Origin of the sequence: Mesorhizobium sp. WSM3864 (assembly GCF_002294955.1) — a bacterium.
Lineage (GTDB): Bacteria > Pseudomonadota > Alphaproteobacteria > Rhizobiales > Rhizobiaceae > Mesorhizobium.
Map to the genome: position 1 here is coordinate 21,245 of NZ_NSGD01000025.1, position 25,926 is coordinate 47,170.

General features: G+C 59.8%; 22 protein-coding genes. 12 read left to right on the plus strand and 10 right to left on the minus strand.

Annotated elements, in window-relative coordinates:
• Positions 1 to 8 precede the first annotated feature (8 nt).
• The 4 genes from CK215_RS27650 to CK215_RS27665 form a co-directional block, all read right to left on the minus strand.
• The gene (locus tag CK215_RS27650) at positions 9 to 1,037 is read right to left on the minus strand and encodes an Ldh family oxidoreductase (RefSeq protein WP_095832831.1); all 1,029 of its coding nucleotides are present in this window, start codon (positions 1,035 to 1,037) and stop codon (positions 9 to 11) included.
• Between the two features lie 144 nt (positions 1,038 to 1,181).
• A complete protein-coding gene (gene alr / locus CK215_RS27655) occupies positions 1,182 to 2,252 on the minus strand; it encodes an alanine racemase (protein ID WP_170950417.1) in 1,071 nt (356 codons plus the stop codon).
• Positions 2,253 to 2,521: 269 nt separating this feature from the next.
• Complete coding sequence (locus CK215_RS27660; protein WP_095832813.1) at positions 2,522 to 3,760, minus strand: glucoamylase family protein; 1,239 nt, start codon at positions 3,758 to 3,760, stop codon at positions 2,522 to 2,524.
• Positions 3,761 to 3,931: 171 nt separating this feature from the next.
• Positions 3,932 to 4,138, minus strand: a complete 207-nt coding sequence (locus tag CK215_RS27665) for a hypothetical protein (RefSeq protein WP_095832814.1) — start codon at positions 4,136 to 4,138, stop codon at positions 3,932 to 3,934.
• Positions 4,139 to 4,327: 189 nt separating this feature from the next.
• On the opposite strand from CK215_RS27665, the gene CK215_RS27670 reads away from it, so the two are divergent.
• On the plus strand, positions 4,328 to 4,549 hold the full coding sequence (locus CK215_RS27670; RefSeq protein ID WP_245418843.1) for an HAD hydrolase family protein: 222 nt from the start codon (positions 4,328 to 4,330) through the stop codon (positions 4,547 to 4,549).
• A 144-nt stretch (positions 4,550 to 4,693) separates the two neighbouring features.
• On the opposite strand, the gene CK215_RS27675 is transcribed toward CK215_RS27670, so the two are convergent.
• Together CK215_RS27675 and CK215_RS27680 are read right to left on the minus strand one after the other, a co-directional pair.
• The gene (locus tag CK215_RS27675; RefSeq protein ID WP_170950418.1) at positions 4,694 to 5,869 is read right to left on the minus strand and encodes an MFS transporter; all 1,176 of its coding nucleotides are present in this window, start codon (positions 5,867 to 5,869) and stop codon (positions 4,694 to 4,696) included.
• A 449-nt stretch (positions 5,870 to 6,318) separates the two neighbouring features.
• Complete coding sequence (locus tag CK215_RS27680) at positions 6,319 to 7,965, minus strand: GMC family oxidoreductase N-terminal domain-containing protein (protein WP_095832832.1); 1,647 nt, start codon at positions 7,963 to 7,965, stop codon at positions 6,319 to 6,321.
• Positions 7,966 to 8,377: 412 nt separating this feature from the next.
• Between CK215_RS27680 and CK215_RS27685 the strand changes: the two genes are divergently transcribed.
• The 8 genes from CK215_RS27685 (at position 8,378) to CK215_RS27720 (ending at position 17,244) form a co-directional block, all read left to right on the plus strand.
• Positions 8,378 to 9,085 carry a hypothetical protein gene (locus tag CK215_RS27685; protein ID WP_245418844.1) on the plus strand — a complete coding sequence of 236 codons (708 nt, stop codon included), beginning with the start codon at positions 8,378 to 8,380 and terminating at the stop codon, positions 9,083 to 9,085.
• Between the two features lie 128 nt (positions 9,086 to 9,213).
• On the plus strand, positions 9,214 to 9,804 hold the full coding sequence (locus CK215_RS27690; RefSeq protein ID WP_245418845.1) for a DUF1349 domain-containing protein: 591 nt from the start codon (positions 9,214 to 9,216) through the stop codon (positions 9,802 to 9,804).
• Between the two features lie 573 nt (positions 9,805 to 10,377).
• Complete coding sequence (locus tag CK215_RS27695) at positions 10,378 to 11,256, plus strand: dihydrodipicolinate synthase family protein (protein ID WP_095832817.1); 879 nt, start codon at positions 10,378 to 10,380, stop codon at positions 11,254 to 11,256.
• 80 nt (positions 11,257 to 11,336) lie between these two features.
• Positions 11,337 to 12,917: an ABC transporter substrate-binding protein gene (locus CK215_RS27700; RefSeq protein ID WP_095832818.1), complete on the plus strand. Its 1,581-nt coding sequence runs from the start codon at positions 11,337 to 11,339 to the stop codon at positions 12,915 to 12,917.
• Positions 12,918 to 12,989: 72 nt separating this feature from the next.
• Complete coding sequence (locus tag CK215_RS27705) at positions 12,990 to 13,946, plus strand: ABC transporter permease (protein ID WP_245418846.1); 957 nt, start codon at positions 12,990 to 12,992, stop codon at positions 13,944 to 13,946.
• Positions 13,947 to 13,963: 17 nt separating this feature from the next.
• The gene (locus tag CK215_RS27710) at positions 13,964 to 14,794 is read left to right on the plus strand and encodes an ABC transporter permease (protein ID WP_095832819.1); all 831 of its coding nucleotides are present in this window, start codon (positions 13,964 to 13,966) and stop codon (positions 14,792 to 14,794) included.
• Between the two features lies 1 nt (position 14,795).
• A complete protein-coding gene (locus CK215_RS27715) occupies positions 14,796 to 16,370 on the plus strand; it encodes an ABC transporter ATP-binding protein (RefSeq protein ID WP_245418847.1) in 1,575 nt (524 codons plus the stop codon).
• A 58-nt stretch (positions 16,371 to 16,428) separates the two neighbouring features.
• Positions 16,429 to 17,244, plus strand: a complete 816-nt coding sequence (locus tag CK215_RS27720) for an IclR family transcriptional regulator (RefSeq protein ID WP_245418848.1) — start codon at positions 16,429 to 16,431, stop codon at positions 17,242 to 17,244.
• Positions 17,245 to 17,275: 31 nt separating this feature from the next.
• Here CK215_RS27720 and CK215_RS27725 read toward each other — a convergent pair whose 3' ends face one another.
• Positions 17,276 to 18,319 (minus strand): Gfo/Idh/MocA family oxidoreductase, encoded by a 1,044-nt coding sequence (locus CK215_RS27725; protein WP_095832821.1) that lies wholly within the window; start codon positions 18,317 to 18,319, stop codon positions 17,276 to 17,278.
• 131 nt (positions 18,320 to 18,450) lie between these two features.
• Here CK215_RS27725 and CK215_RS27730 point away from each other — a divergent pair, with 131 nt between their 5' ends.
• Positions 18,451 to 19,272, plus strand: coding sequence for a helix-turn-helix transcriptional regulator (locus CK215_RS27730; protein WP_067330581.1), 822 nt, complete (start codon positions 18,451 to 18,453; stop codon positions 19,270 to 19,272).
• A gap of 99 nt (positions 19,273 to 19,371) precedes the next feature.
• Here the strand turns inward: CK215_RS27730 and hisN are convergent, their stop codons facing one another.
• Both hisN and CK215_RS27740 read right to left on the minus strand, forming a co-directional pair.
• Positions 19,372 to 20,163, minus strand: a complete 792-nt coding sequence (gene hisN / locus CK215_RS27735; RefSeq protein ID WP_095832822.1) for a histidinol-phosphatase — start codon at positions 20,161 to 20,163, stop codon at positions 19,372 to 19,374.
• A gap of 27 nt (positions 20,164 to 20,190) precedes the next feature.
• Positions 20,191 to 21,375 carry a Gfo/Idh/MocA family oxidoreductase gene (locus tag CK215_RS27740; RefSeq protein ID WP_095832836.1) on the minus strand — a complete coding sequence of 395 codons (1,185 nt, stop codon included), beginning with the start codon at positions 21,373 to 21,375 and terminating at the stop codon, positions 20,191 to 20,193.
• Between the two features lie 525 nt (positions 21,376 to 21,900).
• Here CK215_RS27740 and CK215_RS27750 point away from each other — a divergent pair.
• Entirely contained in the window at positions 21,901 to 22,659 is a 759-nt protein-coding gene (locus CK215_RS27750) for a DeoR/GlpR family DNA-binding transcription regulator (RefSeq protein ID WP_095832824.1), read from the plus strand.
• 64 nt (positions 22,660 to 22,723) lie between these two features.
• On the opposite strand, the gene CK215_RS27755 is transcribed toward CK215_RS27750, so the two are convergent.
• Positions 22,724 to 23,608: a sugar phosphate isomerase/epimerase family protein gene (locus CK215_RS27755; RefSeq protein WP_095832825.1), complete on the minus strand. Its 885-nt coding sequence runs from the start codon at positions 23,606 to 23,608 to the stop codon at positions 22,724 to 22,726.
• A gap of 489 nt (positions 23,609 to 24,097) precedes the next feature.
• Here CK215_RS27755 and CK215_RS27760 point away from each other — a divergent pair, with 489 nt between their 5' ends.
• Entirely contained in the window at positions 24,098 to 25,900 is a 1,803-nt protein-coding gene (locus CK215_RS27760) for a thiamine pyrophosphate-binding protein (protein WP_095832826.1), read from the plus strand.
• Positions 25,901 to 25,926: the final 26 nt, after the last annotated feature.

A 25,926-nucleotide genomic window follows, 5' to 3' on the forward strand; every position in this document is an offset into this window, starting at 1 on the left:
CCGCACGCTCACAGGGCCATCAGCTGCTTCCACGTCGCGGCCGCAATGGCGATGCCGCGCTCGGCTGCCAACTTGCGGGCAGCGAGTCTACGTTCGCCCGGCAGGCGCGTCTGTCCGGCGCCAACCATCGCTGCGACCAGTTCCTCGATCCGCTGCGTGAACATCCTCGGTGAGTCATTTCCCCTAGTCGGATCGATCAGGATAATGGTTTCGCCCGTATGAGCCGATTCCGCGCCGGGATGGGCCGACCAGTCGACCTGATGGGAAAAGTTGCTGCCGGTCAACGCTCCAGCAAGAATGTCGATCATCATGGCGATGGACGAGCCCTTGTGCCCGCCGAAGGGCAGCAGCGCTCCGCCCTCCAGTATCGCCTTTGGGCTGCGGGTCGGCAGCCCTGAGGCGTCGAGGCCAATCCCGTCCGGAAGGAGCTTGTTTTCGCGCGCCGCGACCGCCACCTCGCCATGAGCCATGGCTGCTGTCGCCTGGTCGAACAGCAGCACTTGGCCATCCAGGCGCGGCACGGCAAAGGCCATTGGATTTGTGCCATAGAGCCGCTTGCGGCCGCCATGAGGGACGACATAAGTGACGCTGTTGACCACGCCGAGCGCGACCAGTCCGGCTTCGGCGAATGGCTCGACATCAAGCCAAAGTGGCCCGTTATGGTGGGCATTGCCGATCGCTAGCACGCACGCGCCGGCCGATCGGGCCCTGTCGATAGCTCGCGGCATGGCCGACTCCAGCGCCGGTCTGGCATAGCCGTTGCCGGCGTCGACGTAGAGAAAGGCACTCCCCGCGTCGCGGATGTGCGGGACGGCGCGGCCATCGACAAAGCCGCTCCTGAGATTCTTCACATAACCGGTCATCCTGAACAGGCCGTGGCTTTGCGAGCCATCGCGTTCGGCGCTCGCACAGTTCGTAGCCAGCACGCGAGCGACGTCATCCGACGTTCCGTTGCGCAGCAGAATGGATTCGAGCGTAGCGACAAGATCGGGGAAGCTGCGGTAGATAGCGAGTTCGTCTGAGGGCGGGTCTGTCACGATGACCGCGAGTTGCCAGCAACCCGCCCCGCTGCCTGTGATTTCGGGGCTGCCAACGAGCACGTCAGGTGCCCATTGGCGGCCGAGTGCCTGGCACAGCCTGGGAGCGGGTCCATGCTCGGGCAGCCAACACGATGGCGCGAGCTATTCATTGACGTAACGGCGTGCGCAACCATGGCCAAGTGAAATCAAGACCTCGTGCTCAATCGTCCCGCAGGCCTTCGCGAGATCGTGGTCGCGAACATTGGGGCCAAGAATTTCAACCGGGCTCCCTGGCGCCAGCGCCCAGTCTGGAACGGCCGAGACATCCACAGTCAGAAGATCCATCGAGACGCGGCCGACAACCTGGGCTGCGAAACCTTGAACATAGACCGTGGCACGGCTTGAACCGCCTCGGGAGTAGCCGTTGGCATAGCCGACCGCGACAGTAGCGATCTTAGCCTGCTCGACCAGCCGATATGTCGAGCTGTAACCGACCGGCGAACCGCGCTTGATCGTCTTGACCTGGATGATCGGCGCCATGACGCTGGCCGGTTGCAACATTGGGTTTTTACGGCCCGTCAGCGGATTGATCCCGAATGTCGCCTTGCCGGGTCGCACCATGCCGAACAGATAGTTTTCTCCCAGATAGACGCCAGCCGAATTGGCCAGCGACAGCTTCGCGGCAGGCAGCCCACTGACTGCTTTCAGGAAAGCCTTGCGCTGGAATTCGCACCGCTCGAAATCGAGATCGTCGGCAGCCGAGAGGTGCGACATATAGAGGATGGGCGGAATTCGCGACAGGAGAGACAAGTTCTCGCGAAGCCATGCGGCATCGTCCGCAAGCAGCCCAAGCCGGTTCATGCCGGTGTCGAAATGGATGATCGAGTCGAGGGGGCGCCCAATCCTATGCGCTGCCTTGTGCCATTCCTCGATCTGGTTGCGGCTGTTGAGGACGGGAAGGAGGTTCGAAACGACAAATGCCTCCGTTTCCCCGGGCAGAAAACCGCCCAGCACACAGATCGTTGCCCCCTGGAGCACGGTTCGAAGCGCCACGCCGTCATTGGCAGTTGCCACAAAAAAGGTTTTGGCGCCCGCTTGCCGCAGCGCGATCGCACACGCGATCATGCCATGCCCATAGGCGTCGCCCTTCACGACAGCCGCGCAATCGACCCCTCCAGCGATGGCGCACAAGCGCCTGTAGTTCTCCCGCACAGCCTCAAGATCGACGACCATCTCGGCCTGGTTGACCAGGCCTTGAATTCCTTGCCCGGAGGGTGAGGAATGACTTCCATTCATGATCGGCGAGCCCGTTCCAGCATAGGAGTCTTGTAAACGTTTACATTCTTTAGCTCAATGGGATTATGATTTTTTGAACTGCTGAAATCCTCTCAGTCGCTCTAGGCCCTGCTACGGGCACGGCCGTTGCTATCGCCTTGAACCGACACCCCATTGGGTTCTGGCGCAGAGTTCGCCAGTCATTGTGGATGTCGCAGTCAGCCGGCCTAGATCTCGACGAAGCCCAACACGCTCAACCCTTCGCGCACCTCAGGCGCGCTCATGAAGAGTTCCCAGATCAGCCCGCTGCGGTGGTTCTCGATCATCGCTATGATCGGCCCCTGATTTATCGCCAGATAGGTTCGAGCGAACCAACTCAGGTTCTCGCTGAAGCTGTCGACAAATCCAAAACTTCCCCAGATGCGATGAAGCGGTTTTGTGAGGAAGCCTCTCAACGCCCGCATGGATTCCACCGGCGTGTAGGGAAGACTAGACAAGGCTGCGCTTGGGGTAATAACGCCCCTGTCATGGTCCGGCGCGTGCGCAACGTAGCCGTATGGGCCGTGGCCCGAGGTTAGTCCCCAGCAATCGGCGCCATAGCCGGAATGCCCGTGCGGGTTGCGAGCGCAATGTTCGTAGTTGATGCGCGTATGGGCCACATTCTGTTGCCAGTAATACGCATATCGGTCCCTCAGGCGCCGAGGGTCCAGCCCGCAGAATGAATACTGGGCCAAAAACAGGGGCCCTCCATAGTCCGGCCCAAGTGGAAGGACTGTGCCGTAGAAACTCTTCCCGTTGCACATCCGGCCGTCGCGGGCGAACCCCCTGTGATAGGCGCCGGCCCTGATCGGATGGGTGTCAGAGCCAGCTGCCAGCACATAAGGCAGCAGTCCTTCGTTCCATCCCGACACGGGGCAATTCATCGCCCATCCGCAGCCAGGACTCCAGTGCCAGTAGAGCGTTTGCTCGTCGCGGCAGTACCACTTCCATTCGATTGCTCGCCACAACCGGTCGATCCGCTCTCGCAAGCGCATCTCGGCAACAGATTTCCGGCAAAAGTACTGGCGCGCGCAAAAGAGGCCCTGGAACAACAGGGCAGTCTCCACGCAATCACCACCGTCGTCGTTGCGAGCGAAGCGGATGGTCTTCCCGCTCCGGCCATCGACGAAGTGCGGAAACATGCCGTGATATCGGCTGACCTTTTCCAGGAAAAGGGTTATGCGGCTCAGATGCTCGATCGCGTCATCGCGAGCGATCCAGCCGCGTTCGACGGCCACGATGATGGCCATTACCGCGAAACCCGTGCCGCCTATGGCGATGAGATCATTGTCGGCCCGGGGCGCAAGCCGCTGTCGGTCGCGCGCCATGCCGCTTGCCGGGTGCGCGCCATCCCAGAAGTACCTGAACGTCTGACGCTGGACAATTTCCAGCAGCGCTTCGTCTGCCAAGTCGCTGAGGTCTTTCATGCTTTGGATGCCGGGAACGGGCTGCGTCAGGGAAATGAGTCTGGATGATAGTCGTTTGCTGCGCAGGCCGCCCTGCCAAAGCTGGGAACCTCTGTCGCCGGTGCCAGTCGAGGGAAGGAGCTACCTGGAAAACGTGCCGGCGAAAGCGTCGAAAATCGGGATCGCCTTGCGCTACCGCGTCTTGTCGAGCAGGGCTGATAGGTAGTGTTCAGCCGCTGAAGACTGCGCCTGGGCAATCATGCCGCGTTCAGCACTTTGTTCGGCCAGCATGGACATAGCGGGTGGAAAGAGTTCTGCAAAGATGAGAAGAGCCAAGAAAGCGCAGGAAAATTTCAAGATCCGCGACAAGACAGCGGGCGTTTGATCCTGAGAGTTCATGGTGTCCCTTCGAAGATCTCTAACAAGCGGTCGACTCGCGAGCTCACATGTAGCGACCAACGCCCCAGAATAGTAAACGCTTACATGAACCTGTCAACGGCTCCTCAATGATGCGCCGTCGCGCCGCCAAGCCACGAAATCGCGAGATGCCGCCGTCAAGTTCTAGCCGCGGAACTGGTTGCCGACGATGTGCCTGCCGAGCTCTGTGCCGCTGCAGGTGATGCCGCCAATGACCTGCCTCTTCTGCGCTGGTCGAAAACGCGGCTGACCGTTGCCAACGCGATTGCTCCAATCCGCACCATTGCGCACTTTTGTGGCGGCAACTGCGACGAGGGCGGCTTGGCCGACGCCCTCGATTGGCTTTTGCAGTCGGCTGACGCCCACGACCGAAACGGTTATCGCACACGGTAGGCGCCTCGATCAATCATTACTGGTCGCCATCCCACTTGATCTGCCCATTCGTTGGCGTCGAGGTCGCGCTGTCAACTTTGCAGCACTCGCCGCCTCGGAGGAGCCTGCCAAGTGGCGGTTGGCGTCTTCGGCCTAAAGACTTCGTCACCGCATCAGGGACCGCGCCGAAAAAGAAACGGAAACGAATGCCAGCGCGATGACGGCGAAGCTGGCGGCGAGCGAGAAGATTTGAGCGATCAGCCCCAGCAATCCCGGCCCCAGCAGCAGTCCAGCATATCCCATCGTCGTCACGGTTGACATGGCACGAGCAACAGACGGGCCGCCCACACGGCCGGCGGCTGCAAAAAGAGTGGGCACTATATTAGCAAGGCCCAGACCACATATAGTGAGCGCCGCGAGAACGACGGCAAGATTGCCGCCCATCAGGATCATTGCGACCACCGAGCCTGCGCAAACCGCTGCGCAGTATCGCAACATTCGCATCTGGCCGATTCTGTTGACGATGGCGTCACCAAACAACCGTCCCAAAGCCATCATCGTCGCGAATGCAGCAAAGCCGTAGGCTCCCGTGCTTTCTGCCCCACCGCTGCGCGTCACGATGTAGATCGCGCTCCAGTCCATCATTCCGCCCTCGGCCAGCATTCCTAGAAATGCCAGGCCGCCGAGCAGGAAGAGATGGGTTCTGAAGGTGCTATGGAATTGAGCATCCCCCGTCTCGGCTGCGGCGGGAGGGCTGTGGATCCAGCTCGACCTATTCCATCCAGACCAGGCGACGAGCGCAACCAGCGCAACACAAATTCCCGTCACCCCGAGGCAAAGGTTCAGAGCGCCGCCGCGCGACAGTATTTTGCCCACGACAAAAGCGCCGGCCAAGCTTCCGAAACTGAACGCGGCATGGAATGAGGACATCACCTGACGACGCATGAGACGCTCCAATGCCGAGGCGTCAGTGTTCATCGACACGTCGAGCGTTCCAAACCCGGCGCCGCCAAAGAAGACAATCAGCGCCAGCGAACGGGCTCCCCCGGCATAAGGCAGAGCCAACAGCGCGGCGCCGAATGTGACCGAACCCGATAGGCTGAGCACATTGCTTGGGACAATTGCCACCAAGCGGCCGACATTGGTCATCATCGCGATCGCGCCGAGAGCGAAGCAAATCAAGACCAGTCCAAGCTGCCCTTTGTCCAGGTTCATCTGAACGCTGAGAACTGGAAGGGAGGACGCCCACGCCCCAATGCCGACGCCGCCACCCAAAAAGAAGAGGCTGCAAAACAAACGGCTGTTTTGGATCGCTAACGGGGGCGTCGAGCTTTCCTTCACTGTCGTCGACCTCCGCCTGGTCATCGTCGTCTTCGTCCAGGCCACTGGCCATGCCCGCAAGGAAGCGATTTCCCATTCTTGGAGACCTCACCAATGAGGTGCATCATTTCGCTCAAATGTCACAGTTATTGGCCGGCGCGGATACTGTGCAATTTCGCAATTCGCCGATAACCGACGCAGACCGACGCGGAATGCATGGCTTGCCGATGCCGATCGCGGGCCACTCATTGTCGTCCCGGCGGCTCCGCGAGGATGGAATGGCCGAATCCGGCCCTGGCCATCCCTTGGACACAACTCAACGGCTTTGAAGCTTCGCAATACCAGGCGTTGGCAACGGAATGCAGCTTGTGATTGGAGCCAAGTTCCGTGCAATAGTGCCAAATAGGGACCTACTGGCCGACGGGCATCGGACAAATCTTCAGGGCGGGTTGGAGGGAGATCGGGCCATCCTACTCTCCGTGTTTGATGAAATCCGCTGTTCTTTCGCCGATCATGATGCAAACAGCGTTGGGGTTGCCCGAAATGAGGGTTGGCATGACCGATGCGTCCGCCACGCGAAGACCCTCGAGACCGTGAACGCGGAGCCTGGGGTCGACGACCGCCATATCGTCATGGCCTATGCGGCAGGTGCCGGCGGGATGAAGCGCTGCATGCGCGGTCTCTTGGCAGAACCTTCTTACTTGGATCGGCGTCGCTGTTGCGGCGGAAGGGACCTGCCTCGATGCTATGTAGCGCCCGATGGCCGGCTGTTCCATGATGTCGAACACCCCCATCGTTCCTTCAACCACCGCATCGAGATCATAGGGATCGGAAAAATACCGCGGCGCCACGCGTGGGTTGGCGTAAGGATCGGCACTTTTCAGTGTCACTTCCCCTCGAGACCGAGGCCGGATCTGTCCTAGGTTTATCGTGCAGCCGTTTCCGCCCGGGACGGCGTCGACCCCTTCCTCAATGCCCGCACCCACGACCATGAAATATTGCACATCAGGGATGGCTTCGCTTGTGTTGCCCCACCAGAACGCCCCTCCTTCGATCAGGTTCGAAGAAGCCGGGCCATCCCTGAACAGTAGATAGTTCAGGCCAGCCGCGGCTTTCCAGTGCGGCTTCTTGTATTTGTCGTAGCTGTGGGGCCCGTTCAACTGATAGACGAGCGATATCTCGATATGGTCCTGCAGGTTCTGTCCGACCCCGGGCAGATCGGCAACGACAGGAATGCCATGTCCGCGCAAAGCGTCGGCCGGACCGATCCCTGATAACATCAGCAATTTCGGCGAGGCAATCGCACCTGCCGACAAGATTACTTCGCGACTGGCCATGAGGGCCCATTTGCGGCCCTTCGCTACATACTCGACCCCGACGGCCCGCCCCTTTTCGACAATTATCCGCGTGACCGTGGAACCCGTTCGAACCTGGAGATTAGGTCGGTGGCGGGCGGGTTTGATGAAGGCCGTTGCGGCGCTGCTGCGCCGCCTGTTTTTGGCGGTGATCTGGTAAAGACCGCAGCCGGCCTGATCGCCGGAATTGAAATCAGGATTATAGGGCAGCCCAGCCTGCTGGCACGCCTGCAGCCAGGCGCGTGTGAGGGGGTGGATATGGTCGATGTCGGAAACGCCTAGCGGTCCCCCTACGGCGTGGGCCTGGTTGCAGAACCGGTTGTTGTCTTCCGACCGCCGAAAGTAGGGCAACACATCATCATAATTCCAGCCATCCGCGCCGAGCGCTTCCCACCGCGCATAGTCGGATGGCGCGCCGCGGATATAGATCATCGCGTTGACGGAACTGCCGCCGCCCAGCACCCGGGCCTGGACCATCGTCGGCTGCTCGACACGGGATTGGGCTGCGGTTGGTTCCCAGGGAATCCTTTTCAATAGGGGCCCTTGTGCGGTCTTATAGTAGGCACCCGGGATATGGATGTAGGGATTGAAGTCGCGTGGGCCTTCCTCCAGCAGGAAGACCGAGGCATCAGGATCTTCCGAAAGCCGCGCGGCAACCACGCATCCAGTCGAGCCGCCGCCAACGACTATGTAGTCACAGTTGGTCTGCACAATTTCATCCCGCGGTCGGATGCCCAAGAGGGCCGAGCCATACTTTGTCATGGGGTCGAGATCCTCTGATCGAGCTCCAGCCTGAGGTCGGGTTTCATGCCGGATTTTGGCGCGGCAGATCTCCTGTTCGATCATCGATACGACGCAATGTCGAAGCTGCCTCTGCCAATCTCGCCCAGTAGGCAAACATCGAGAGCTCATGACAAGTTCGCAACGCATGGAACATGGAAGCAATGTGACGCGCCGAGCGAGAAAGTTCGCTGTGGTGAGGTCACTCTTTGCCTGGCATCGCTGCCGCCCTGAGAGCCAGTCTTTCGAAGACACCCGATTGCCGGCTTACCCACCGGGACCGGCGCACTTCGCAATATGGCGCAGAATTGACGTCAAGTTACGACAAGAATCGTCCAGACGCGCACTTCTTTTGGCGTCCGCATTGTGGTGTGGTCGGGCTCAGGTTACCCTGATGATGGACGACAAAACCGTGCCGAACCAGACGAGAGACCTTTCGTTTGCCGACGACTTCATCTTCGCCAAGCTCGTCGAAGATGTCCACGACTATCCCGTTGAAGACGCTGTCGTTGTGAATGTCAGCCCCAGCGCGATGATCACCGGAGATGAGCATCCGGCGATCGTGCCTGCCTGGAAATCGACATGGCTGAAGGGCGGGCAAATCAAATCCGCGGAACGGGCGGCGCTTCTGAAGGTGCGAAAAGCCACCAATCTCGGCGGCTGCATGTTTCGTGGCTGGGACTGGCTTGGCAATCGAATCAAGAGCTTCCCACGCGACACGCCGCTGTTCATTTCCCCGCAGGATGAGATCGGCACGGTCAGCACCGATCCTTTGGTATTCACCAACGAGCGCGCAGCACCCGGCTCCCCGCAGACGTTCACGCTCAAGCTGAACCTTTGGTGGTCGCCGGGAAACACTGACTGCTTCATTCACAATGAGCATCGCTTCCTTGAAACACACACGCAAATCCACGGCTCCGGCCGGATGCAGAAATTTCGAATTCGTGACGAAACGACAATTTATGAAGACGTTGTGATGCCCGTCGGTTATTCGCATGACCCGTTTTGCAGGGTTACCGGCAAGAATGAGTGGACCTACCCATGGCACCGCTACTACGCGGATACCGATTCGGTGTGGCTCGCCATAGAACTCCACCCCTGAATTCGGCGATCCTTGGCGCGCTTCGCGGGCGGTATCAAGCATTGGCGCCGAGGTCCGTTCTCAGCGCAGTTTAAGCCGGTCAAAACCGGCCGGCTCTCGGAGGAATTTGTTGAAGTGAAGGAAACAACATGAAGCTCGACAGCATGCGCGTTGAGGGGGCTGACAACGGCTCCGCGGCAATCGAGAACGCCTTGGTGCTGCTGCGGGCCAACGCGAACACGGACTGGTTCTTCGCCCCGAGCGGCAAAAGCCGGGCCGCGAATGTCACGCGATTGGTGCGCGAGATCGACGAGCAGCATTTTGCGCTGTCTGCCAGGGTCTCCGTCGACTTCGCCTCCGCTTACGACGCCGGCGCGATCTTCATCGAGTGCGACGACAACAATTGGGCAAAGATCGCCTTCGAATTTTCTGCCGCGCGTAAGCCGACCATCGTGAGCGTGGTGACGCGCGGCACATCCGACGACTCGGACGGTCCTCGTCATTCGGGCGCCCACGTGTGGCTGCGTGCTTATTGCGATGGCGAGACGATCGCGTTCCATTTTTCGGAAGACGGCAAATACTGGAATTTCCTGCGCTGGTTCACTCTGCCCGGCGTCGAAAGGCGGCCGGTGCGCATAGGGTTGGGCGTTCAATCGCCGACGGGCGAGGGGACGACGGCTGTTTTCTCTGACGTCCAGCTTTCTGTGGCCAAGATCAGCGATCTGCGCAACGGACAATAGCTGACCGCAATTGGCCGTTGACGACAGCGGCTCAGCCCGCTTGATCCCTCATCATCGCGATTTCGATTGGCGCAACGGCGACCGACTTCATGGCCTACGCGTTCCCTGCCAAGGCGCCAGTGATGCGACGTGGCAGGACACCGGAAATCACGATCCGAGTGACGGATGTTACGCATCGCGTTTGGAGATGGTCCGTTCCAGTTCCCAAGAACAGCGATCTTTACGGATCGACTGAGGTGTTGGCCCGCATCGAGTACAAGCGCGGTCGCCACCCCAAGATGCAAGGTCTTGGCGCCTTGGCCGCGCACCTGCTTGATGCCAACTCGCGCCGCGAGTTGCGGGCTTCGCCACAACGATCGGCATCCGGCCGCGCTTGTCGCCGAGACGGCTTTTGACCCTACACAACGAGATGCGTTCTGACAGGCGAACGGGTCCGGCCGACCGAAACCAGGAGCGAGTGGCCGATCCTGTGCATTCGGAGCCACCGCCGCGAAACGCTCTTGACAACCTCGGCACTTCGCGGGATGTTCATTCAGTAATAGTTACTTTCACTGAGTGAAATAAGGATTGGCAATGGCGACTGTGCTTCAAAAGGACGAGATCAAGGGGATTATTCCGCCGCTCGTCTCGACCTTTGGACCTGATGGTGATCTCGACCTGGAGCTCTTCAAGGGTGAGCTTCGGTTCATGGAAAGCGCCGGCATTCGCCTTGCCGTGGTCGGCGGAAGCACAGGTTCGGGGGATGAGCTTTCCGCAGAAGAACTCGAGCTCTTGGTGGAAACAGCCACGGCCAACAGCAAGCTGCGCGTAATCGCAGGGATAATCACAACCACAACCCGCGACGCCATCAAGCGTGGTCTGCTAGCCAAGCAGGCCGGCGCCTGTGCGCTGATGCTTGGGCCGCCAATCTATAATACCCCATCGGGGGAGGGGCTGGAGAAGTTCATCCAGGATGTTGGGGCGGCGACCTCTCTACCCATCATCTACTATAACCACTTCTTCAACCCCCCTGCCGTCATGCAGCGCGTAGCCCAGCTGCCCGAAGTCATCTGCGTGAAGGAAGTGGCGCTGGAGCCGGTGACGGAACTCGTCCAGACCGTCGGCGATCGGGTCGCCATTGCCGCTGGCGCGGACAGCGTGAACATTGCGAGCTTTCTGTTTGGGGCGCGGGCCTCGATTTCCGGCATCAACACCGTCATCCCGAAACAGTACGGGGAGATCTTCGCCGCCCACGCGGCGGGCGACTACGTCCTTGGCCGGAAGCTGACGGACAAGATCGCGCCGCTCGCACGGGAGATGACCAAGAGCGTGAATTTCCCCGCCCGCATCAAGTTTGCCATCAACGCTCAAGGCCGCAGGGTTGGTGAACCGCGCAAGCCCAATGGCAACCTGGCCAAGGAGGATCAGGAAAAGATCCTGAAGGCCCTCAAGCTTGCAGGATTGCTTGCCTAAGCCGTGGCCAGCGCGGGCGCTCCGTCCATTGGTTGAATGAATAAGCCGAAGAAAACCATCTAAACAGGAGGGAATGTGGAATGAGCAAGGACATAAATCGCCCAAAGGCACGTTCGACGCTTATCAGGCGGCGCGATGTGCTGAAGACAGGCTTGATGTTGGGCACCGGTATAATGCTTGCCGGGGCGGGCCTTCGCCCGACCCTGGCCGATGAACCGAAGCGGGGAGGGACGCTCCGCGTCGGTCTAGGCGCAGCCGGGGCGAAATCGTCGCTCAACCCCTTCATCTCGACAGGCGATATGGATTTCGCGGTCGCCCAGTCGATCTTCGACCGGCTCACCGACTTCGATAAGGATGGCAATCTCTACAACAAGCTGGCGGATGACTTCACTCACAACGCCGAGGGCAACGTCTGGAAAATCAAGCTCAAGAAAGGTGTGGTCTGGCATGACGGCGCGCCTTTCACGGCCAAGGACGTCGTCTACACCATCCAGTACATCCTCAATTCCGACAACAAGGCCGATGCCTACCCCAACCTGGCGCCGCTCATGGAGCCGAAAGGGGTACGCGCGCTCGACGCCAATACGGTCGAAGTCGAATTGAAGCAGCCCTATGCGCTGCTGCCGCAAGTGCTGGGCAGCAAGGTCATGTTCCTCATGAAGGACGGCACGACCGACTTCGACAAGCCGATCGGGACCGGGCCCTTCAAGTTTGTGTCATGGTCCCGCGGTCAGCGGGTGACGCTGGCACGCAGCGATAACTATCGCACGCCCGGCCAGCCATATGTCGATGGCGTCGAATTCATCGCGATCAACGACCCGACCGCGCGCATGAATGCGCTGGTGGCCAACCAAGTCGATGCCGTGGCTCAGCTCGATGGAAGTCTTGCGCGCCTGATTGAAGAAAATCCCGCACTCACCCTGCTGCGCTCGAAGAGCGGTGCCACGACCGACCAATTCATGATGACGAACCTGAAGCCCTTTACGGACGTGCGCGTCCGCCAGGCGTTCCGGCTCATGATCGACCGCCAGCAACTGCTCGACAACGCCTTATCGGGATATGGCAGGATTGGCAACGACCTGCATTGCATCACGGATCCAGACTACGCCTCCGAATTGCCGCAACGCGCTTACGACCCGGATCAGGCGAAATCGCTGCTCAAGCAGGCGGGCTTTGACAATAGCCAAGCGATCACCCTCTACACCTCGGATGCCGCTCCAGGCATGCAGGCGTCGGCTACGCTCATCGCCAACCAGGGCAAGAAGATCGGCGTCAATATCGAACTTCTGGTCGTGCCGCCCGACAGCTACTATTCCGGTCCGAACTTCAAAAAGACGCAGATGGGCAGTTCGGATTGGGGACAGCACACTCTCGAATCCCAGTTCGGCCAAGGCTATGCCCGGGGTGCCTACTGGAACGAACCGGATTGGACCAGTGACGAGTTCGACAAGTGGGTAAGCAAGGCAAGAACCACGTTCGATGGCCCCAAGCGCCGCGAATATTATGTGGAGGCTCAGAAGGTCCTGTGGAACGAGGGAGCTTACATCATCTGGGGCTTCCGTGATCTTCTCGACGCCGCCAGCGCCAAAGTCAAGAATATCGTTCCCTCCACCCAGAGAAATCTCGGCTATTATCAGTTCGAAAGCGTCTATCTCGGGTAAACTGCAGCCGCCGTGGCCAGCCAAGCCGCGGCGGCTCCCTTTCTCTGAAGGTGAGACCCCTTGAATAAACCCTTGCTGCAGCTTCTGTTGACAAGAATAGTCCTGGCTGTCGTCACTCTTTTTGCCGTCTCCATTGTCGTCTTTGCCGCGACCCAATATCTGCCGGGAGATCCGGCCCGGGCAGCGCTCGGTGCCAAGGCGGACCCTTCGGCGGTGGAGGCGCTCAGGCGCGAGTTTGGCATGGATCGGCCGGCCGTCGTGCAATATGCCAGCTGGATCGGGGGCGCGCTCACCGGCGACTTCGGCCGGTCAATTCCGTCCGGCCGGCCAGTCTGGGAGACGATTGGGCCGAGGGCCGTCAACACCCTGATACTGACGGTCACATCGCTGCTCCTGCTGATACCGCTCTCCTTCGTGCTCGGCGTTGCCGCGGCGATCTACAAAGACAGATTGGCCGACCACCTGATATCAGTTCCGACAATCGTGACCGTTGCCCTGCCTGAGTTCGTAATCGGCACGGTATTGATTGTGCTTTTCGCGGTTTATCTTCGTTGGTTGCCGCCGGTTTCGCTGATCAACGACAGCCTTCCGCTTTCATCTCAATCGACCCTTTTCATTTTGCCGGTCCTGACCCTGCTCGGCACAACGCTGGCCCAGGTCGTACGCATGGTGCGGGCGGTGGCACTCGAAGTGTTGAACGCCGAATACATCTATATGGTACGGCTGAGGGGCATAAGCCCCGCGCGGGTGCTATTACGTCATGTTCTCCCCAACACCATCACACCCAGCATCCAGACGATCGCGTTGAATGCGGCCTGGTTGGCCGGCGGAGTGGTGGTCACCGAGTCCGTCTTTCAACTGCCGGGCATCGGCAGCGCGCTCTCGGAAGCGGTTATCAACCGAGACATGCCGACAGTGCTGGCCATCACGCTGATCATCACGGCGACCTATGTGCTTATCAACCTGGTGTCCGAAGCGCTGATCCTTCTTCTTAATCCAAGGCTGCGCGTGGCGCGCGGCACGACCTAGCCGGAGAGATTGACCGTATGCGCCGCTCCGTCCTGCGCCTGACCCTGGCGAGCCCAGCAGCTCGCATCGCTCTGGTCCTGGTCATCATCATCGTTGCCCTCGCCTCGTTCGGACCATTGTTCAGTCCGTACGCCTTCGATGAAATCGTCGGGGCTCCCTTCGCGCCCATAACCCACGCGCATTGGCTCGGAACCGACTTCCTGGGGCGCGACACTTTCAGTCGCTTTCTCTATGGCGGGAGGACTGTGCTCGTCGTCGCGCTTTGCGCGACCGTGGCGGCCTATGTAGTCGCGGTGCCGCTTGGCATCTACTCGGGCCTGCGGCGAGGCCCGCTGGATATTTTTCTGATTGCCATTTCCGACGTGATCTACGCGCTCCCGCCGGCCATCTTTCTTCTCGTCCTTCTCGCCTCGACCGGGCCAAGCCTGCCCACAGTCATCATAGGGATTGTGATCCTGCATTCACCCCGCATCTTCCGTATCGTGCGACTGATCACGATGGACATATCAAAGAACGAGTACGTCGAAGCTGCCTTCGCGCGCGGGGAAAGCTGGGCCGCAATCTGCTTCCTTGACATCCTGCCCAACGTGCTGACACCGGTCCTGGCCGACTTCGGGGTCCGACTTTGCGGGTCGATCATCCTCTACGCTTCGCTAAGCTACCTGGGCCTGGGCCTGCCACCGCCGGCGGCCGACTGGGGTCTGATAATCAGCGAAAACCGGATTGGCATCACGATCTCGCCATGGATCGCAATCGCGCCAGCTCTGGCAATTGCTGCCTTCTCCGTTGCCGTCAACGTACTTGCCGACAGCTTTGCGCGCTCGGTCGGTCGGTCGAAAGAGATTTGAAATGACCGAAGCAATCCCGCTCGTTGTGCAATCGCTTTTCATGCATGACCTCAACGGCCGCGAAATCGTCAGCGACGTCTCCCTTCATGTGAAGCGGGGTGAAGTCCTGGCCATCATCGGTGAATCGGGATCTGGAAAGACGTCAGTCGCCTTGAGTTTGCTAGGCTTTGCGCGGCCGGGAATGCGCATTTCCTCCGGCAACATTTTGATTGGCGGCACCGACATCCTCTCACTCTCGGGCCGGAGGAAACGTGCCTTCCAGGGCGGCAAAGTATCGCTGGTTCCACAGAATCCGACCACGAGCTTCAGCCCCCGCATGTCAGTCGGCAAGCAAATGGCCGAGCTTCTTGCGGCGCACGGCCATTCGGGCACCGGCATGAAGCAACTGATGCGTGACGCGTTGCGGAGCGTCGATCTCCCAGACGATGAAAAGTTTTTGAGACGCTATCCCTTCGAGCTCAGCGGCGGTCAACTGCAACGCATCGCAATTGCCATGGCCTTCGTCACGGCTCCGCAGGTCATCGTGATGGATGAGCCCACCACGGGCCTGGACGTATCCACCCAGCAAACGATCCTTGAGTTGATAGCGAGGCTGGTCAAGTCCAGCAGCGCCAGCGTGGTCTACGTCACCCATGACCTTGCGGTCGTGAACGTCGTGGCCGACAGGGTGGCCGTCATGCTTTCTGGAAGGATCGTCGAGCAGGGGAGCCGCAGGCAGGTCTTCGCAGCACCGAGCGACGACTATACGCGCATGCTGCTCGACGCTATTCCACGACTGGTAACCGATGGTCCTGCGGGGGCGTCCGAGGCCGACGGTGCCAAAATCCAGAGCGTCCTCGAGGTGAAGAACCTGCGCGCGGCTCATGGCCACGTCGAGGTCGTGCACGGCGTTTCATTCTCGGTCGGCAAAGGCGAGTGCGTCGGCCTTGTCGGCGGCAGCGGCAGCGGCAAAACCACTACGGGCCGATGCGTGACCGGTTTGCACAGCAACGCTTCGGGCGGCTTGTTGTTCGAGGGGCATTTGATGCCGTTCGCCGTCTCAAGTCGCTCCAAGGCAGATTTGAGCGCCATGCAGATCGTCTTCCAAAATCCTGACCGCTCGCTCAACCCAAAGGAATCGATCGCGCAAAGCATCGCCCGCGCCGTTCGCCTGACGGGGCTGGCTGACAAAGCAAGGGTCGGTGCCGAAGTGCGGTCGCTTCTTGACCGGGTTCGATTACCGCAACGGGTTGTCAATCTTTACCCGGGCGATCTATCGGGAGGTGAGCGTCAACGCGTGGCCGTGGCCCGCGCGCTCGCGGTCAAACCTAAGCTTCTGGTGTGCGACGAAATCACTTCGGCTCTCGACGTGTCTGTGCAGGCGGCCGTGGTCGAGCTTCTGCTCGATCTGAAGAAGGACGGCCTTGCGATGCTTTTCATAACCCACAACTTGCCGCTGGTCTCCGAAATTGCACAATCCATCATAATCATGAAGGATGGGAGCATCGTTGAGGCGGGACGAACGAATGACGTCCTGCGTTCGCCAAAGCACTCTTACACAAGAATGTTGTTGGACGCCGCGCCGCGACTTAATTGACGACCGGCTCGACTTGGAGCACCAAGGGGCGATTGCTACGGGATTCGCTGGAACGATCTTGCCAAACGACCTGTTCACCGACGAGGAAAAAAGTGCCCGCTTCGACGCTGTCGATCGGGCGGTTGCAGTCTTGCGCGTTCTTGAGCGCTCTGATCAGCCCATGTCGCTGTCGATGATCGCGCGCGAGGTCGGGCTGGGACAGCCAACCACGTCACGTTATGTGGCCAGTCTCGTCGGGCATGGGCTGATCGAAAAGGTGAATGGAAATCGCTATGTGCTGGGCATTGGGCTTTATATTCTTGGGCAGAAATCACTGCATCGCAGAGATGTTCGAACGGTAGCCCATCCCTATCTGGAAACCTTGCATGAACAGTTCAACGAGACGGTCAGCTTCGCCCTTTGGCTGCGTCACGAGGTCATTGTCGTGGACTGTATCGAGGCCATGCAGACGTTGCGTCAGGGAGCGTCCGTGGGCGTAGTCAATCCATGGCACGCCACTTCTCTCGGAAAGTCCATTCTCGCCTGGCTTGATCCGCATGAAGTGGACGTGCTGCTGAAGCAGCCGGGGCTGCCCCGCTACACGCATAACACCCTCACCACCGTGGACCAATTGCGTGCCGAATTCCCACTTATCCGGGAGCGGGGCTATGCGATCGACAACGAGGAGTCCGCCATAGGAGGTCGCTGCATCGGCGCGCCTGTTTTCGATCAATCGGGACGCCCGCTCGGCGCCATCAGCATCAGTGGGCCAATCGCGCGTGTTACCGACGAGGATGTCCCCTCGACTGGAGGGCGAATTGCAGAGATCGCAGGGCAGATCTCCCGTGCAATGGGGTATTCGGGAAAGCCATCCCGTGACACCAGGCACGTCTAGGCCGCTCTTGCTCCTCGCTTTCTGGTGCGGGTCACTGGCCCGCAGCATCCTGTGCAGATTGAAGGCCCCTCGTTGGCTGCCCTCCTTGAACTGTGGCGGTGCGGCGCTTCGAGGCGGCCTTAGCCAAAGCCTCCGCGGCGCGCAGGGCGGCGACATTATCTGACCCCCGTGCCAGCCAGGTCAGCCTGCGCTCCCCGGCGCTGACAAAGTCCTCGACTGCAGCAACATGCGAGTCCCCGTCGCGAACCGGCACGAGCTCGTTCTTGGCTGCGTGCCGACGCATGAGCGTACCCGAAGCCTTGCCATTCAGCGTACCGTGGGCGATCAGCGTGCCGCGATCTCCAGCCACCACAACCGTGCTTTCCAGGTCGGCGATCGCAAAACTTTCGAATGCATGAAACAGACTGCCATCGTCGAGTTGGAAGGAATAGGAAATCTGGTTGGGTCTGCCATCGGCAACAGTGCAAATGGCCGAGACTTCGCGCGGTTCTCCACCCGTCAGGAACCTGGCAAGGTCGATGTCGTCGACGGACATGTCGAGATAGATGTCGCCCTCGTTGTCGAGATCGTCCTTTCTGCGCTTGGCTGCGGGCTTGTACGGTCCTTCGCGGGTAAGAAGGATCGATTGCACCTTCCCGATGTCACCATCCAGGATCAGTCTGCGCATCGTCTGGTGGATGGCCGACGCACGGAATGGTTGATGTACCGCAAGCACAATCCCGGCGCTGTCGCACAGACGCACAAGCTCAGCGGCCACTTTGCTGTTTTCGGAGATCGGTCCGTCACAAAGGACGTTCTTGCGAGCTTTGGCCGCGGCGGTGATGTAATGGGCCCGCCGCCTCAGACGTGCACTGACATAGGTGAACTCGACCCTAGGATCGCCGAGGGCATCCGACAGGTTGGTCGTCCATTGCGGAATGTCGAGATCCTGAGCGAAATGAGCTGCATCCATCTTTCGGCGGCTGACCACCCACAACGGAGTATGCCCCTGCGCTCTGATGCCCGCGACCATCTGCTCCGTGGCAATGGTGCCGGTCCCCATAACTGACCACCCAGTCTTGCCGTGAATTGCCATGCCGGGCGCTCCTGATCTGGCCTCAAGTATGGGCGCATTCGCCTCTGGCAGCCAACTTCGCATCTCGTTGAAGTCTGCATTAAACTGACGTACAGATAGCGTCTGTTCGCGTCATAGGGGAGGCGATCGAGGTGAACCACATCGCGGGGGATACCGCCGCGCTCGCGGCAAATTTGAGGACCTTGTGCGATCGCCACGGGTCTGTCGCCGCTGTTTGTCGCAAATTAAACGTCAATCGGCAACAATTTAACAAATATCTTTCTGGCGCCCATGTGCCGTCCAGCGCCAACCTGCGTACGATCGCTAACTTCTTCGGATTGAGCGTTCCGATCCTCTTCTCCGACCCCGAGGAGTTCAGGACGCTGATTGACGGCAACTTTTTTCATGCGATGTCAACTGCGCGCCATCTGCCGGAGTTTGTCAACTTCCTCTCGAATATTGTCTTCGACGGTAGTGTGCAGGATTCGGAGATCCTGGGTGTCTATGACCGATATCAGTTTTCATCGATCTATAAAGGTTTCATTCTAAAATCGGCATTCTGCCTCTATCGAAATAATAATTTTCTCCAGCATTACTATATCGAGCGGTTCCCGAGCTTCGACCGGCCGGGAAGAACGGAATACGTCTTCAAGTACTACGGGTTCAGCTTCCCAGTTGCGGACCGGCTGTTTACGGCCGATTTCGAAGGCATCCAGAGCAATGAGCTCACCTTCGGTGTCTATGCCCAGGTCAAGCGAAATGCGAAGCGTTTCATGTTCGGCATCGCCAGTGGCATTGCCGCCAATGCCTTCCGACAGCCCTATTCGACGAAGGTCGCCTTGCACTACAAGGGGCCGGGCCTGCTCCAACGCAGTCACCTCAAGGAACTTACCGTGATTGACAGGAGCGACCCAGGCATCCCGAGGGAAGTGCTGCAATATCTGGGCGACGGTTCGGACATGATCCAGATGTGAAATGCGAACCGACTAAGAGCATTACTCGTCGGCCCTATATTCGGCTTTGACGAACCCGACTTTCACGCTACCCGTTCAATCGCTTGAATGTCTTGCAGTTTAGGTGTTCAGGACGAGTTCATTCAGTGCCAACCGATGCAGCGACGGCGTCGCGGCGGCAAGGACGGGGCCTCCTTCCTCAGCTCGGCCGCCGTCGAGACGAGTGATCACACCACCTGCCTTCTCAATGATCGGGATCAGCGCGACGATGTCGTAGGGCTGCAGGGAAGGTTCAACCGCCAGATCGATCCGGCCCGCCGCTAGCATGGCGAAGGCATAACATTCCCCACCGTACCGGGTCATCTTGACCGCGCTGTTCAGCCGCTCGAAGCCAGCTTTGAGATCGCCGTGAAAATGTTCGGGGGAGTTGGTGTGGAGAATGGCGTCGGAGAGGGTGTCGATGCCACGCGTCCTGAGTGGCTGGGGCTCACCGGCGCGCCGGCGCCATGAGCCTGTCGCGTCCGCCCAGAACCGTTCGCCGATATAGGGCTGGCTGAGCATCCCCATCTCGGCGCGCCCGCGAACCGTCAGACCGATGAGCGTTCCCCAGACGGGAATGCCGCAGATAAAAGGTCGAGTTCCGTCCACGGGATCAAGCACCCAACGCCAGTCGCTACCGCTGCCCGTCTCGCCGAATTCCTCGCCAAGTACCGCGTGTTCGGGAAACTCCGCCATTATAGCTGCACGTAACGCGATTTCTGCTTCTCGATCCGCCTCGGTCACCGGATCGAATCTATATCCGGGCTTCGGCTTGGTATCGACGGCAAGCTCGACCATATAGCGGGGCAGCGTCTCGGCATCCGCCAAATCAGCGAGACGGTGCAAGAATGATGAGTCCGGTGGCTTTGACATGTGTCACCTTGGCAAGGATTTAGAAGATCATTGGCTCGTCCGCTCGGAGCCGGGGAAGGCAATCCACGATTTGGAAGCTGAAGAACTGACGCTGATCTCGGAAAGCATAACGCCCCGCAGCCCTTCGTAAACGTCTGCGATTGGCACCGGGAGCGCACCTCGCCAGTTTCGGCCGGCTTCAAGCGCAGTCGCATAATCGCTGTATAGAACGGCGAGTGCCTCGAGGTAACCTTCAGGAGAGCCCGCCGGCAGACTGGTCGCAAGTTGCGCATCCGAGGACATGTCGCCGTGGCCGCGACGATAGGTAAGGTCGCCTTCGCCGAGGCGGGACGCCGTGAGTGTCTCCGGTGCCTCCTGACGCCACTCGAGGGTGGCCTTCGAGCCGACGATCTTGAAACGCAGGCCGTTGCGGTGGCCCGGAGCGGCAAGAGAGGACCACAAGAGGCCGTTGGCGCCGCCCTCGAATTCCAACTGGATCACGTCAGTGTCGTCTAGCCCGAAGGAGTCAACGGTTCGCATCAAATTGGCGTTGAGTGCGGTGCACCGGAGTCCGGAAACAAATTCGAGGATGTTGAAGGCGTGGGTTCCGATATCCCCCAGCGCGCCCGTCGGTCCCGCTTTTGCCGGGTCGCCGCGCCATACCCCGCCCTTGCCCAACTTCGAGGGATCGTTGACCAACCATTCCAGCAGGTACTCTACATGCATGAAGCGTACCTGGCCGATTTCGCCCGCGCGGATGCGAGCGCGGGCGTCTCGGACCATTGGATAGCCTGTATAGGTGTATGTTACGGCGAAGAACGTCTCGTTTGCGGCAGCGATCCGCTGGAGCTCGCGCGCCTCTTCTGAGGAGTGGACCAGTGGCTTTTCGCAGATGACGGGAATCCCCGCTTGGAGAAACAATTTGCACGGCTCGAAATGGAGATGGTTGGGCGTAACGATAATCGCGACTTCAATGGCATCATCGCGCGCCGCTTCCGCCGCTGCCATGTCACTGAAGCTGAAGTAGGTGCGGTCCCAAGCCACTCCTAGGGCCTTGCCGGCTTCAATGCAGGAGTGACGGTCAGACGAGAACGCGCCTGCCACCAGTTCGAAACGATTGGTTAGCCGCATGGCAGTTCGATGCCGGCTTGCAAAAAAGGAACCTCGTCCTCCTCCAACCATACCCGCGCGAAGGCGACGTTTGCGGGGGATGTCATCTGTCAGGAGATTCATGGGGTACTCTTGCGCATTTGGCCCGGCTCTCATCGGGTCTGGAAAGACAGGCGTCGCGCGTCGCTCAATCCGGCAGCGCCCGCGTCACGATTGAAGGCATCCTCCCACTCGCTCAATCGAGCGACAATTTCGCACGGCTCCAATCAGTGACGCACAGTGATGCGACCGTTGATGCCGTTCGATCGGAATGAGAGCCGAGCGCTCTATCGCGATAGCCGCACCGACATCATAGTCGCTCCACAAGACGCGCCGGCGCCACGCCAAAAGCGCAGCATCTCCGCATGCAGCGGGGGCGTCAGGCATGATGAGCTGCGGATTGGTCGCGAGCCGGTTCTACCGATCCTGAAGTGCATTCCAAAGCTCGCCGGCAGGATCGACTGGCGTCGTCGCCCGCAGCGCGCGCCCCTGTCGTAGGCCAAGCGTGATGTCTGTTCACGACGACATTGCGGCATGAGGCGCTTGGGATTTATATCCGCTGGGCTGGAACCGAATTGAAAGTTGCCCGGGTCCTAAGGATGTTTGGAAATGCTTGCTGAAGAACGCCAAGCGATCATTCGCGACAGACTGTCGGAGCATGGCAAGGTCCTGGCCAACGCGCTGGCTCTTGAATTTCGTGTCTCTGAAGACACTGTGCGCCGCGATCTACGCGATCTTGCCAGAGCCGGACTTTGCCGCAGGGTCTATGGCGGAGCGCTGGCAAGGGCATCGGAGGCCAAGACCGGGCCCGAGCGGTCGAGGTCCTCGACCATGGATCTCGCACCGCTGGCTGCTGCCGGAGCGAAACTCGTACAATCCGGCGCAACGATCATGATGCACCATGGAGCCCTCAGTTTTGCCTTCGCCGGCGCCTTACCCCGCGACATGTCTTTAACGATTGTGACGAATTCCCTACTTGTCGCGACTGCGCTGGAAGGGCATCGTCAAGCGAGCGTCGTTCTTTTGGGCGGCTTGTACGACCAGGACAAGGGATGCTCTGTTGGAACTACCGCCCTTTCGCAATTGGAGCAGTTCAACGCCGACATGTTCTTTGTCGCCGATTGCGCGGTCCATGCTTCCGTCGGATTGACCGCCTTCGACCTTCCCGACGCCGAAATCAAGCGCGTTATGTGCCGCCGAAGCGCCGCGAGAGTAGTTGTCGCTACGGCCGAGAGCATCGCGAAAACCGCCCCCTTTCAGGTTTCGGGACCTGACGCGATCGACCATATGCTCGCTGGGCGCCAGCTTGATGCCGAGACCCTCGAACCGTTTCGACGCCAAGGCACAGTTATCCACCGAATAGCCTGAGGACTGCGACAAAATCTTTCGCAAGCCGTCGGTCCGATGTTGCCGGATGACGGATCGCTCAAGACTAGGAGCCGACAAGATCCTGCATCAGGATTTTCAACTCGCGCGCCACATCGTAGCTGTCCATCTGGTGCTGCTTTTTGCAGAACAACTCGCAACTCCACCAGCTGTCGTAGCCGGTGGATTTCACTGCAGCCACCCACTCTCTCAGGTTCAATACGCCCTTGCCGGTTTCGACGTCGCGAAGAACAGGCTCGTTAGGGATGCCACCGCTGAACGCAAGAGAGTCACAAATGTGAACTCCGTAGATGAGGTCTTTGTCCAATTGCGAAATGCGTTCCGGGCCGTCGCCGGACGTGTAACAGTGCCAGAAATCGACGACGACGCGTATGTTGTCGCGTGCCGCTTTCCTTATGGTCAGAAGCTGCCTGTCAATCGTATTGAGTGGGGTCCAGGACAGCGCCTCATGGTAGATGACCAGGTTGCGTTGAGCAGCGAGGTCGGCGACGGCTGCCAGCCCGGACGCCGTGATGTCGATCTGCTCCTCGATCGGCAGCCCGACGACGCCTCGGTAAAGATCCGGGTGCCTCTTGCTGGCCTCGGGATCGAGAGCCGCGAGACTGATTGGACCGGTGATGACCTGAATGCCCTTCGCTCCAACCGAGACGGCGAGTTCTATCAACTCTTCCGCGTCCTTCAGCAATGCTTTGCGGGCATTGCCGTGGCGCTCCACATCGAGAAGAAATCCGATGCCTGGAATGAACATGTCATCGATCAAGCGGCGCAGCTCCTGGAAAGTGAACCCGGCATCCAGAAAAGCGCGGATCTTGGTCCCAGAGGCTTCCAGTCCGTCGAAGCCGAGCTCGCGCGCAATATCCACATCTAGGGCCAGCGTGCCGTGTCGCGCCACGAGAGCATGCAGAATTAGCTGGTTGCGCTTCGTCGTCATTGCTGTGCCCGTCGATTGACTACCGGATTATGTCCAATGCCAGGTCCCTGCCGGATCATGACGGTGGCATAGAGCCTCGCTGGCTCTGCGGCGCCAGGCCCCGATAACCACTCTGGTTGCTCATGGCTTTCACCATCGCGAGCCGATTACCCGCGCAATCAAGACATATCGCATGCCGAGGGGGAACTGCGCGGCAGCCCGAATTCGTGCGCGACCTAAGGTTCCGGTCGCGTCACATTGCGCCAAATTCGCTGCTAAGGGGGCAAAATGGCTTCCGATTAAAAACGAGCCCGCTATGCGGCTGAGTTCGCAGCCCACGGGAACTGACCGATCCCATATGTCGCAATGCTTCTTTCTCAGCGCGTCACATCGCGTCTATTAAAGCTACCCTGCGAACTTGTCGCGCAGCCCCAGATGACTGCTTACTAGGCGCATGGACGAGGAGCATATCCACAATCGCCTCGCCAACAAAGACAAGAGGGTCGAACAATGAAACTGACCGGCGGGCAGATCGTCGCGAAAGCGCTCAAGGAATATGGCGTCGAATACGTGGCTGGTGTTCCCGGCCATGGCATCTGGTCTCTGTTCGATGCCTTCCTGGAGGAAGGCTCGCAATTGCCCTTCATCCAGGTCATGCACGAACAAAGCGCCGTTCACATGGCGGACGGTTATTTCCGTGCAAGCGGCCGGCCAATGGCATGTTCGACATCGGTCGGGCCAGGTGCGACCAACACAATTATTGGCCTCGCCACAGCCTATTGCGATTCCACCTCGCTGTTCTACGTCTCCGGCTCGCCACAGACCTACATGCACGGCCATGGCACCATGCAGGAGATCGAGCGCCAACAGGACAATGCTTTCCCGCGCATCACCGAGCAGGTGACAAAACGGGCATGGCAAGCCCAGTCCGTGCAGGTCCTGCCGAGCATTATGCATCGCGCCTTCAACGCCATGCTCACCGGCCGCCCGGGTCCCGTGCATGTCGAGGTGCCGATGGACGTTCAGGTCGAAGCGGCCGATGTCACCATTCATCCGCTGGAAAAGCGCCTTCCCATTGGCGTGGCCTATCCCGATCCGAGCGCGATCGAGGCCGCGGTCAAGGTCCTGTTGAGTGCCGAACGCCCGGTCATCGTCGCCGGTGGCGGTGCGATCACGGCCAACGCGTCGAGCGAACTGACGCGTCTGGCCGAGCGCGTCGGCGCCGCCGTTTCGATCACCTGGAACGGCAAGGGCGCCATCTCGGAAGATCACGAGCTCTTCATTGGAGCAGTCGGCCAGACCGGCACGACCTGCGGCAACAAGATCACTGCTTCCGCAGATGTGGTCGTTTCGGTCGGCTGCCGCTTCACCGACTGGTCGGCATCTTCCTTCGCCAAGGGCGTCTCGTTCTCGATCCCTCCAGGTAAGCTGATCCATATTGACCTCGACCCGCGCGAGATCGGCAAGACCTATCCGACCGAGGTGGGGATCGTATCAGACGCAAAGGTGGCCTTGGAGGCGATCCTGGCCCTCATCTCGGAGGGCGATGCTAAGAAGGCTCTGGGCAAACGCGAGCAGTTCCTGGCCGACGTTCAGAAGGCCAAGGCGGACTGGATCGCTCAGGTGTCGCCGCGCGAAAACAGCCGCGAAACGCCTTTCACCTCCCAGCGCCCGCTGGTCGCTTTGCGCAAGGTACTCGATCGCAACGGTATTGTGGTTGTCGGTTCGGGCAATACCCAGGGCTCGGTGAAGCAAAGCTTCCCTGTCTACGAGCCTCGCACCCACCTGACCTCGGGCTCCTATTCGCCAATGGGCTGGGCGGTGCCGGCGGCGTTGGGGGCAAAGCTCGCATGCCCGGACCGCCAAGTCGTGGCGATCGTTGGCGACGGTGACTTCATGATGTCGCTGCCCGAAATGGGTACTGCCGCGATGAACGGCATCAATGTGGTCTTCCTCGTGCTGAACAATTCGGGATATATGTCGATCCGAGGCGGTCAGCGCAAGTTCATGGGCCGTCACATTGCTTCCGAATTCAACCATCACTCGGGCAATGGTCAGCCTTATTCGGCCGATATCACGGCTTCAGCGCGCGCGTTCGGGCTCGAGGCCTGGAAAGTCGAGAAGGATGAAGATCTCGAAAGCAGCCTGAAGGCAGCCTTGGAATGCGGCGGGCCCGCTCTCGTCGAAGTCATCGTGTCGCGTGACGCTGCGGGGCCGTTCGCCACCGGCTGGTGGGATTTCCCCTCGCCAGCCTACTACGAAAAAGAGCAGGCTGCTTACGCCCAGATGCGTGCACGCGAACAGCACCTCTAGCAAAATTGACGCGAGGGTTGGTCATG